Below are 10062 nucleotides of genomic sequence, written 5' to 3'. Positions count from 1 at the left end.
ATTAGTAGTGCTAGGTATTATTGAATATTTTTTTAAAGTTGAATCGTAGTTTCAAATCATCACAGGACGTCCAAAACCATCTATTGGCGTCAATTTTTTTAGTTTATTTTGTTTTTCTTGTGTTGTAAGTTCACAATGTTTGCCCTTTTTATGACATAGTTTATATTTTATACCATTTTCTTCATGGACTAATTTTCCATTTTCATAATTATTTCAAGTTTCTGAATTTCACATATTTAAATTGTTTAATTCAATTTTTTGATTATTTTCATCATAAAATTCATGACGAAACATGGTTACTATTGCACCTAAATCATACTTTTTTTCTTGACTTTGTTTATCCATTTTTAATGCTCCTCTTAATAAAATCTATTTATTTTTTTATGAAATTGTTTATCTATTTAAATATTACTCTTTTTTTTAAAAAAAAATAAAAAAAGTTCCTAAATAAAAATAAGGAACTAAAGTTTTTAGGGGTTATTTGGAATTTTTGAATTTATGTTTATTTAAATTTTATATTCATTTTTTTTAAAATTATTTGTTCTATAAAAAATAAGAACAATTTAATTATACACTTTTATTTTATATTTGAACACTTATTTACGTTAAATATTTTAATTAAAATTATACAAGAAAAAAACAAAATTGCTAAATAAACTGCACAATTGTGCAGTTTTAAAGTATTTAATATTTACATTTTTTGTGATTTACTACTAGAACTTTGATTTTTACTTGTTGAAGCTTCACTGTTTACTTTTGATTTGTCTTTTTCAAATCCAAGAGCATTGGCAACTCTTTCTCGTCTTTCACGTTCGTTTTTTTCTCCTCAAGCTTTATTTATTCGTTCAGCGTCTTTTACATATTTGTCTTTATCTGCTTGACTTAATTTATCATATGGTTCTCATGGCATAATTTACGTTTCCTCTCTTTGTTATTTTTGAATATTTTTTCTAACCTTAAAATACTCACAAAAGATTATATATTTTAAAAACGAAAAATGTGTAAAAAATAATAAAAAATCATTATTTTTTAAAAATAATGATTTTCATTTTATTGCTTATTGATTTTATGTTAATAAGCATTTTACTTTATTTCAGTTATGGTTTCAATTTGTTGAAGGTTGTGGGTCTTGGTGATTTACTGTATTTTTTATAAATGAATCAAAATTTTGATTATTTTCTGATTCAATACTTGAATTTTCTAGAAGACTGTTTGAATTATGATCTATTGTTGTGTTGTTAGTCATTAGTTGGTCTGGATTTTTATTTTTTCTATTATCTAATTCTTGTTTTAAAATTTTAAATTGTGTTTCTAATTTTGTTTCTGGTTTATCACTAGTAAGAATTTTAATTCTTGCTTCACGCTCATTTTTTTCTTTCTCTTTTTGATCTTTATTTTTAAAATATTTATTTTTAAATCATGATTTAACTTTTTGTGTTGCATTTTCATATAGTGATGAAATTTCTTTAAAGACTATACCTGCAACAGCAAAAGAAACGGCAATTATAACTTTTGTTTCAAGTACTAATACTGTTGCTGTTGCAGATATAAGTGCAGGAATAGCAAAAGTACAAATAGGAGCTACAATGCCAAGAAATAAAGTAATTCCAATGATAATAGATCATGTTTTTCATTCTTTTTTAGTTGGTTTTAGTTTGAAATCTTGTTGTTTTTTTAAAAAATCTTTAATTGTTATAGTTTCAATATTAACATTACTTTTATTATTTAACTGGTTTTCACATAATATAAAATCTTTTTTATATTCATTGATATTTAGATAGTATTTATTTTGTTTAAACACTTTTATATCACTGTTTGTAAGTTGTTGAAAATGTATTATTTCTTCAGTAATAGAATTATCAATATGTACAAAAGTTGTTATAAAAATTATTTTATCTTCAATTGGTAAAATTTCTTCATAAATTTTATCAATACCTGTTTTAATGCTTTGTTTTTCATCATAAATTGTTATAGCATTATATTTAAAGTCATTAAAAGTAATATTACCTTGTTTTGATTTATTTAATTCTTCAATTTGTTTTTTAAGTTGTTTAATGTTTTTGTCTTTTTCTTGAATTATTGATTGTAATCTTGATGTTTCTTCTGTATTTGATGATGGTCAATTTAAGTAATTGGTTAATTTTGTTCAAAAATCATTATTTGTTTTTTGTTCTTTTTCGTTATCTGTTAAATTAGTGGCAACTATTTCTAAATTTTCTCTATTATTTTCTGATAAGTCGTCATTAATTATTTGATTATTAGTATTATTAATTACAATTAATTTAAATGTTTTTCCACCATGTCTACTTTTTTCTCTAATCTCAATGTTAGATTCTTGTTTGATATCTTCTATGGTTTTATTTTCTAATAGAAAATTATATGTTTGTGATTTAGTTTTGTCAGCCATGTTAATATCTCCTTTTAAACATTAAAACCCACTTACTTTGGTATAAAAGTAATGGGTTAAAACTTATATATTGGATAACAATTACATGTTATCAAATTTTGTGTATTTTACAATTAGTTAAGTTTTAACTAAAATTAAATATTTGGGTTTTGAAAGTTGCTAGTTTTCAGTTGTATGCTTTGATTTGTTCAGCAACAAATTTTTTCATGCTTTCATTTGGAACTAGAAATAAAACATCGTATCCGTTTTTACAATAATGTCGTAATCCATCAAACTTTTGTCTCATTCGTTGTTTGGTTTTTCTAGTTCGTTCAAATTCAATTATCATGACTTTGTTTTCATAATGAACTAGCAAATCAGGATATCCTTTTTCTCGATAACTTTCTGCTTTTAGTTCTTTTTCAGTTTGATATGAAATTATGTCTTTTTGTTGTACTAGTCATTTAATAAGTAAATCTTGATGTACTAATTCATTGTAATTAATTCTTATGGTTTTACTTTTTTTGCCAAGTTTTCGGTTTCCTAGACTTGAAAGCATGTAGATGTTTTTTCTGGTTAGTTGGTCTACACGTATTAAATTTTTTGGTGTAAGATCATCAATCGCACTTTTTATTGTATGTATGTTTTTGTTTAAAAGTAGTGCAATTTGTTCTGTATTTAGATATCCTCATCGATTTATGATTTCTAATATTTTTAATTGTTCCATAATTTTCAACTCCTTAATTGTTAATGTAATAACCTTTTTCAAAGGTTTTCTTTCTTTTTGAGAAGCGCTTTCGCGCGGACTTTTTCTTTCTTTTACAAAAGAAAGAAAAAGTTATTTCTCCCCAACCTAAACAGATGACCCCGGTCACTCATAAGTTTACGTTGGGGGAGCGGGGTCATCTGTGGTAAAGTAATGAAATTGCTTTATAGGTTGGGGAGAAATGCAATTCATTGACCAGTTTCTAAAAACTGCTTTCTAACTGCTCAAATTATTTATCACAGATGGTATTTTGCAAGATAATTTTGTCAATAAAGTGGATTGAATTTTCTAAAATTATCTTGCAGTATGCTTGTCCAACTTTTAATTTTTTTAAATCATTTGGATGAACAATATATTCTTCAACTTCACGAATAGAACCCTTTGAACTTTTTTTATTTTTGGTATCATATTGCTTAGTAATTTTTTGAGAAGTTTTAGTTCCAAAGACTTTGGCAAGGTATTCAGCACTATTTGGGTCTTTGACATTATGAGCAATAATGTTAGCTGTATTTCCAAAAATAGTATCTGTTAAATCTTTGGTTGTTGTTTTTAAATCATTAATTGTTTGAAAACATAAAAAACATTGGTAGTTAAAACTTCGAGTTTTATTAATTAAATTGATAATAGTATCACTTGCAAAAACATTAAATTCATCTAAAAGCAAATTAATATTTTGATTTATTGGTTTTATAGAAGCAAATTCTTTTAAATCTTGAATAAGCAATTTACCCATGTTACTTGCAAGTTGCGGATAATCTAATGAATTCAAAGAAAATAAAATAACTTTATAGTTTTTAACTATTAAAGAAAAATCATTTTTTAAACCAATACTTTGATTTAATTGCTCATTATAAACATTTAATCTATTTTCTAAACCTTGGATATCATCATTTTTAAATGTGGTTAAATAATCATAATTTTTATCGTTACTATCAATTAGATTTATTAAATTTTCTTTTGAAAAATATTTAATAATATTTGATAAAGTCATTTCAATTTTATTATTTACTAAAGTTTCTAAAAGTATTAGTAAATAACTATGTGCAATTGCTTGATAGTGTGGTTCAGTGAAATCAAATAGTGACATTATTTTATCTGCTAAAACAATATGACTTTTTGAAGCAAAAGGATTATATTGATTATTACCATTTATTGTTCAAATAAAAGCATTATTATCAATAGTTTTAACTTTGTTTATTAAGTCACTGTCACCTTTACCATCAATAATAATTACTGTTTGATTTAATTTATAAACAAGTTGATTTATTATTGATAATGCTGTTGTTGTCTTTCCACTACCAGTTGCCCCAATAAGTAATGTATGTTGGTTTAGTTTTGATTTAACTAAACCAACTTTTTTATTTAGATTTATTAAATTTGTAGAACCTAATTTTTTAAATTCTTTAATTTGAGATTTTGCTTCATTTTTTAGTTTTGAATTTTTAGGATTTCATTTTTCAAAATTTATATAAAAATAATAAAATAGACAACCCATAAAAATTAAAAAAGTAACACCAAATGAAGTTTCTGTCACTCAGCTTTCAAAAATGCTTGCAAATCAATTTTTGAAATTTACACTTGGATAATAATATCAAGCATATAAGATTGCACCAATGAAAGCTACTGCCATTCATAATGCAAGAAAAATCAAAATTCATATCATTGCAAAAATTCAAATTTTATGAAAAATATTTTCTTGTCACTTGTCTTTAAATCAATTTATCATCATTTTTTACTCCTTTTTAGGTAAATGCCTTTATTTCGCTCGTATTTGCTGTTTTTAGCGTTGTTTTTATTTTGAATATGAAACTATTCATCAACCCTTAGTTATGAGACTTCTTTTATGTATGTCCAACAATTTTCACTTCATCATCAATTTGTAAAACTTGAATAGGCAGTTGCTCTTGTTTGGAGATTTTAAATCAAAATTTGCCCTGAGAAGCTTTTGAAATATAACTTTTAATATCTTCACTAAGTCCACCCGATTGTTTATACATATCATTCAAATTATTTAAGTCATTTGGTTGCATGCCACCAACTAGCGTATATTGAACATTGTTGATAATGCCAGTAAATTTCTTTTTGACATTTTCACTGCCAGTAAAATCAGCAATGTTTTGTGTTGCAATAATTAATGAGCTTTTGCATTTTCTAATTCTTTTCATTGTGTGAAATAAAAAGTCTAGTGCAACACTATTATTTTCGTTAGCTAGTAAATGTGCTTCATCAACAGCAATAATAATTCGCTTTCAATCTTTTTCTTGTTTATTTTCGTTGTATGACTGAACTGCTGAAAGTTCAATTCCTAGCATTCGTAAAATCAACATCATTTGTAAATTAATTATTTTTTTATTACTATTTTCAAATAACTCTCTTAAATCAAAACAAACTATATTTGCTTTGCTTCATTGAAATTTAGTATGGCCATTTCAATATTTAGCATAGGTACCTTGTGTTAAAGCTGTTAACTTAGATTTTAAATTATCTAACTTTAAAATATTTGCTGATGATTTTTCATCTTTAATTTTTTGACAAATCAAATTATATAAGTCAGTAAATGTTGGATAATCTGTTGCTTTTAACTTTTCAAAATCAGTACTTGGTAAAATATGGTTTTGAAAATATACTTCTTTAATCAATTCTATTAATAAGTTTGTAGTTATGTCATCATCATTTAAATTTGGATATAACATAACAAAAAATGCTTCTAATAATGATAGTTGGCTATTAAATGTATCTGCATTATCATGACTATTGTCTAATTTATAAATTTCTAGTGGATTTATAATATTACCTTTAGAACCTGAACCATTAACAATTTGTCCTTTTAAGTAACTAGTTAGATTAGTAAATTCACGTTCAGGGTCTAAAATAAATATTTTTCTACTATTTTGATATGCCTGATTTAAAAGAATTTTTTTAGTAGTAAATGATTTACCACTTCCGCTTTCTCCCAAAATAACCATATTATGATTTATTCTTTGTGAATTTTTCTTAAATAAATCTCAAATAACTGGTTTTCCAGAATTAGTTTCAGCAAGTAAAAATCCTTGTTCATCTTTAAGTGGCATATCAGGAATCGGAAAACTTGTTGCAAAAGTATCACATGTCATTTCAATATCAGTTATTTTGGAAATATGATTTGTTCATGTATAACTTGCTAAAAGACTATCTTGTTGTAAAAATAATAAAGTTTCATATTTTCAATTAACAGTACTTGCTAAATCAATTAATTGCCTTTTAGTATTGTTTAATGTTTTTTTATTTCCATAAGCAATAATGAATGTTGACATATCTTTTAAAAAATCAACATCATCAATAATTGCTTGTTGTTGATCTAAAAAAGAATTATAGAATTGTTCTGATTCAGTTTTTTGACTCGGAGTTAAAGCATATTGTTCATTGGTTTTAATTTTACTTAAAGCATTATCTAATTGTTTTTTTGCTTTTTGTTTATTAATAGGATTTAAATTAATACAAATATTTACATTACTTAAATCAAACAATTTATTTAATCAAAAATAATTAATTTGTTTTGGTAAATCATTAATAGCTCATACAAAACCTTTTGCATTTCTTCCTTGAAAATTTGAATAATTTGTTTTTATATTTTCGTTATTAAATGTAAAATTATTTCAAAAAATATTGATTTCATCTTGTAATAGTTTTTTTATATTTAAACTACTAAATGAGTTATTAGAAATTAATGATTTTAATTGTGATAATGTATTTTCTTGATTTTCACTACAAAAAACAATATAAACTGATGGTGTAGTTAATAATTTAGTTTTTTGAATTGATTGTAATTGTTCAATTTGTAAATCAATTAAATAATTATTTTCGTCATTACTTCTTTTTGTTTTTTGTGATTTTAAATTATTAATTTGTTCTATAAAATCATAATTTTGATTTGTTTTTATGATTTTACATGGCATTGTAATTGTTTTTAATAAATCAGCAAAATCAGCAAGCAGTGTTGCTTGTTGTACTTCATTTAATAAAGTCAAATTTATTGTTTCTAATTTAATACCAGACATAAAAAGATTGTCTTTTAAATATTTAAATTTAACAATGTTTTTATCATTTTCTAATTCAAAATTAGGATTTAAATTTACAGTTGAACTTTTACCCATAATTGCTAAATATTTAAAAGCACGAACAATAATTTCATACGCTCTTGTTTCATTTTTGAATTTTTGAATACAAATAAAACCAAGTGTCATTATCATTAAACTTAAAGAAAATTTTAAATAAACATTAACTGATAATAAAAATGCTATTGAAATAGATATACTTATAAAAATCAATAATACTAATAAATCAGTCAAATTTATACCCCTAAAAATTTGATAATGAATTTTTTTAGTACTTTTTGGTAAATTTATTTTTTCCATTTTAATTCTCCTTATTTTTTGTTTTTCTTATATTGATATTTATTTTTACTCATTGATTTTTTAATTGTTTTTCAATTATTTAATTCATTTTTTGTTCAGTCAATTTTTGATTTAGTGGTATTAGTCTGATTTTTAGTACCAATCATAAGTTTTTTGCTTAAAATTTTGGTATCGTATCAATCACTTTTTGTTTTTTGAATATTATTTTTAGATTGTTTTTCATATCAATTTGGTTCACCATTTTCAAAATACTTATCAACAATTTTTTGGTCAACTTCACTACGAGGTTTATTTGTATATCGTGCAGTTGTTCCATGAATAACATTTTTATTTGTTGCACTGCCAACTATTGATAAATCAATATCTTCTTTTTTTAAAGGAGTCGTTTTAAATTGATTTTTAAGTTCATTTTTTAAATTATGTGATTCATGTTTTGATGTACCTTTAGCATATTGTTGTGAACTTTTTGATTTAACTATATTGGCTAATTTTTTAGTAGGATTTAAAATTGCATGTTTACTTGCTCTTTTTAAACTACCCTTTGCTCCAAATGTTTTATATGTAGCAACTGTTCCTCCAATAAATCCAGCAGTAGCTAAGACTGAACCAACAGTTGCTTTGGTACTAAACCTTGCAAATCTTGCAAGTCCACCACTTTGCAATCTATTTAAAACACCACTACTTTCTCCATCTTTGTTTTTGCCTAGCATTTTTCTTTTTCCTATAAGTAGACTTTTACCAAGACCAAACATACCAATGGTTCCTGCTTTTAAACCACTACTTGCAGCTTTCATTGTTGTTAACATACGCATTCCCTCCATAATGCCAACTGTTTGTCCAACCATGGAAGCAAATAACATTTGCGAATTATATGTAGCAACAGCTCCACCAGTAATAAATAACAACTTAAATGTTGACTGACCTATTCAACTATCACTTACATCATTACCAGCATTTAACATTAAAGGCTCTAAATTTATAAACAAAGTTAAACTCAAAACAATTCCAAGTGATGAAATAAATCTTCCAATTACTAAATCTTTTCACAAATTTATTTTTTGTCATTTAACACCACTTGTTGCAGTTGAAAAAACAATTGGTGAAGTTATATACAATAAAAACAAATCAAAAATTCGTTGAATTAAACTTAAACCTAAATAGAAAAATATAATCATACAAAAGAAACTACCAAGTGTACCTAAAAACAAATTGTAGTTTTCCATATCAGGATATCCAACATCATAATGTCAGTCTTGATGATTTAATCCATCAGTAAATCCTAATGCACCAACCATATTTGCTAATTTATCACCATGAACAAACTCAGGCATAATAATGTGAATTATTGAAATAACTGTAAAATTAATGACCCAAAAAAATAAGGGAATTAAAAGTAATAATAAAATAACAATTATGCTACGATTAGCAATACCAGCAATTTCACTACGTATATTCTGATGAACCATAGCATGCAATATAACTCCCCCAGCAAACAACACAATTAACATAATTGCTATTGCTAAAAAAATAAAAAATTGCGGAGGCATATTTAAAAAATGACCATTAGTACCAAAAATTTTATCAACAATTTTTTGACCAGATAAATAAGTAATAGCATCACCTAAACCATGAACAATGTATAAAGGCCCTTTCACAAAAATGTTATAAAGTATTTGAAAAAAAGCAGTTTTAATTCCTAAAAAATCATTAAACATAAATTGTATTAACCTTCACCACCTAATTTTTCCTTTAATTTTTCTTTAATCTCTAATAGCAATAATCCCTCTTCAATATAATGTTTAGTACAAATATGTTTATAAAAAGTAGTGCCATAAAGCATAGTTTTCATGGTTCAACTTGCTCTTTTTCTACATTCATTGCACTTCATAATTACAATAAACCTAGCATTCTTGCAAAAATAATATGAGCAATACCTGATGACATTAAAATCAAAGCACAACCTAAAACACTTCAAACCATATGTCTTAAATATTCTCCTTTGTTTTCAGGATCACTATGAATTTTAAAAGCATACTTAATAGTACTAAACGCTAAACCACAACCACCAATTGCATACAAAATTGGTAATAATACTTCCATTAAATTGTTTAATAATTGTTGAGTTTGTGGATCAACACTTGATAATAAATTAAATATAGAAAACATCATATCTATCATTCCTTTCTTTATTTGTTTTACTTTAATTTGTGATACTATATATTTGATAGCGTATGTATGTTATACATAACCCCCTTTGGTGCAATTATTTAAAAATAGAAAATAAAACAGGGTTTATGGTTGTGTATTTCTATGCAAAATTAATCTCAATTTCATACAACAACAATTTCATTAACATTCTTAAAATAACTCTTTTATCCTGATATAGAAGCATTTACATAAAGTACTCATCATTTGACTTCTACGACAGTGTATTTAATTTTTTCCAACTTCAAAATAAAAAAAGAACCTAACAGGTTCTTTAAATAAAATGTAACTTTAATTGCAATAAATTATAA

The 10062-nt window shown here is 24.6% G+C and carries 9 protein-coding genes; all 9 read right to left on the bottom strand.

Annotation, left to right across the window (positions count from 1 at the left end):
- A partial coding sequence (locus M0D11_RS00735; protein ID WP_252319137.1) for a hypothetical protein occupies positions 1 to 345 on the bottom strand: 345 nt, incomplete at its 3' end.
- A 346-nt stretch (positions 346 to 691) separates the two neighbouring features.
- Positions 692 to 910, bottom strand: a complete 219-nt coding sequence (locus M0D11_RS00730) for a hypothetical protein (RefSeq protein WP_252319135.1) — start codon at positions 908 to 910, stop codon at positions 692 to 694.
- A gap of 156 nt (positions 911 to 1066) precedes the next feature.
- Positions 1067 to 2407, bottom strand: coding sequence for a hypothetical protein (locus tag M0D11_RS00725; protein ID WP_252319133.1), 1341 nt, complete (start codon positions 2405 to 2407; stop codon positions 1067 to 1069).
- Between the two features lie 124 nt (positions 2408 to 2531).
- Positions 2532 to 3155 carry a hypothetical protein gene (locus M0D11_RS00720; RefSeq protein WP_252319131.1) on the bottom strand — a complete coding sequence of 208 codons (624 nt, stop codon included), beginning with the start codon at positions 3153 to 3155 and terminating at the stop codon, positions 2532 to 2534.
- 226 nt (positions 3156 to 3381) lie between these two features.
- The gene (locus M0D11_RS00715; protein ID WP_252319129.1) at positions 3382 to 4878 is read right to left on the bottom strand and encodes a type IV secretory system conjugative DNA transfer family protein; all 1497 of its coding nucleotides are present in this window, start codon (positions 4876 to 4878) and stop codon (positions 3382 to 3384) included.
- Between the two features lie 115 nt (positions 4879 to 4993).
- A complete protein-coding gene (locus tag M0D11_RS07095) occupies positions 4994 to 7546 on the bottom strand; it encodes an Mbov_0397 family ICE element conjugal transfer ATPase (protein ID WP_252319128.1) in 2553 nt (850 codons plus the stop codon).
- An 11-nt stretch (positions 7547 to 7557) separates the two neighbouring features.
- The gene (locus M0D11_RS00705; RefSeq protein WP_252319122.1) at positions 7558 to 9261 is read right to left on the bottom strand and encodes an Mbov_0396 family ICE element transmembrane protein; all 1704 of its coding nucleotides are present in this window, start codon (positions 9259 to 9261) and stop codon (positions 7558 to 7560) included.
- Between the two features lie 8 nt (positions 9262 to 9269).
- Positions 9270 to 9434 carry a hypothetical protein gene (locus tag M0D11_RS00700; RefSeq protein WP_252319121.1) on the bottom strand — a complete coding sequence of 55 codons (165 nt, stop codon included), beginning with the start codon at positions 9432 to 9434 and terminating at the stop codon, positions 9270 to 9272.
- A gap of 2 nt (positions 9435 to 9436) precedes the next feature.
- A complete protein-coding gene (locus tag M0D11_RS00695) occupies positions 9437 to 9715 on the bottom strand; it encodes a hypothetical protein (protein ID WP_252319120.1) in 279 nt (92 codons plus the stop codon).
- Positions 9716 to 10062 lie beyond the last annotated feature (347 nt).

It is taken from the genome of Spiroplasma endosymbiont of Lariophagus distinguendus, assembly GCF_023846195.1.
Lineage (GTDB): Bacteria > Bacillota_I > Bacilli_A > Mycoplasmatales > VBWQ01 > Spiroplasma_E.
Note: the sequence above shows the minus strand (reverse complement) of the source record. Positions and strands in the feature narration are given on the sequence as shown.